Origin of the sequence: Tepidibacillus infernus, from assembly GCF_048898065.1 — a bacterium.
In the GTDB taxonomy this organism is placed as follows: Bacteria; Bacillota; Bacilli; order Tepidibacillales; family Tepidibacillaceae; genus Tepidibacillus_B; species Tepidibacillus_B infernus.
In genome coordinates, this window is the sequence record NZ_JBLWFI010000011.1 from 1 (window position 1) to 769 (window position 769).

Below are 769 nucleotides of genomic sequence, written 5' to 3' on the forward strand. Positions count from 1 at the left end.
GACCCCTTAAAGATGATAAGGTTGATAGGTCCGGTGTGGAAGTACCGTAAGGTATGGAGCTGACGGATACTAATCGGTCGAGGGCTTAACCTAATTGCTTTTCTTGCTGCTAGTTTTGAAGGTACAACCTTCAATATATCAGTGTCTGGTGATGACGGCGGAGGGGATACACTCGTTCCCATCCCGAACACGACCGTTAAGCCCTCCAGCGCCGATGGTACTTGGACCGAAGGGTCCTGGGAGAGTAGGACGTTGCCAGGCATAATGTTCCTCGTTAGCTCAGTTGGTAGAGCACTCGGCTGTTAACCGAGTTGTCGCAGGTTCGAGTCCTGCACGAGGAGCCATTTTTTTGAAATGGCGGTGTAGCTCAGCTGGCTAGAGCGTACGGTTCATACCCGTGAGGTCGGGGGTTCGATTCCCTCCGCCGCTACCATGTGGATGACAAGTCCCAGTAGCTCAGCAGGATAGAGCAACGGCCTTCTAAGCCGTGTGTCAGGAGTTCGAATCTCTTCTGGGACGCCACTTTTTTATAAACTTGGAGGGATACCGAAGCGGTCATAACGGGGCGGTCTTGAAAACCGTTAGGGTGCAAGCCCACGGGGGTTCGAATCCCTCTCCCTCCGCCATAAGATGAAAAAAGTTTGGCCCGTTGGTCAAGTGGTTAAGACACCGCCCTTTCACGGCGGTAACAGGGGTTCGAATCCCCTACGGGTCACCACAAAAAGAAGACAGAGGTAAGAGATCAGAGGTCAGAGAGAAAGAAAGGACT

At 52.4% G+C, this 769-nt stretch carries 5 tRNA genes and 2 rRNA genes; all 7 read left to right on the plus strand.

Annotated features, from left to right (window positions below):
* Window positions 1-93 (plus strand): 23S ribosomal RNA (locus TEPIDINF_RS14705); the annotation flags it as partial.
* Between the two features lie 51 nt (window positions 94-144).
* A 5S ribosomal RNA gene (gene rrf, locus TEPIDINF_RS14710) occupies window positions 145-261 on the plus strand.
* 7 nt (window positions 262-268) lie between these two features.
* A tRNA-Asn gene (locus TEPIDINF_RS14715) sits at window positions 269-344 on the plus strand.
* A 12-nt stretch (window positions 345-356) separates the two neighbouring features.
* Window positions 357-433: transfer RNA gene (locus TEPIDINF_RS14720), tRNA-Met, on the plus strand.
* 12 nt (window positions 434-445) lie between these two features.
* Window positions 446-522, plus strand: a tRNA-Arg gene (locus tag TEPIDINF_RS14725).
* 15 nt (window positions 523-537) lie between these two features.
* Window positions 538-626: transfer RNA gene (locus TEPIDINF_RS14730), tRNA-Ser, on the plus strand.
* Between the two features lie 17 nt (window positions 627-643).
* Window positions 644-718 (plus strand) — tRNA-Glu (locus TEPIDINF_RS14735).
* Window positions 719-769: the final 51 nt, after the last annotated feature.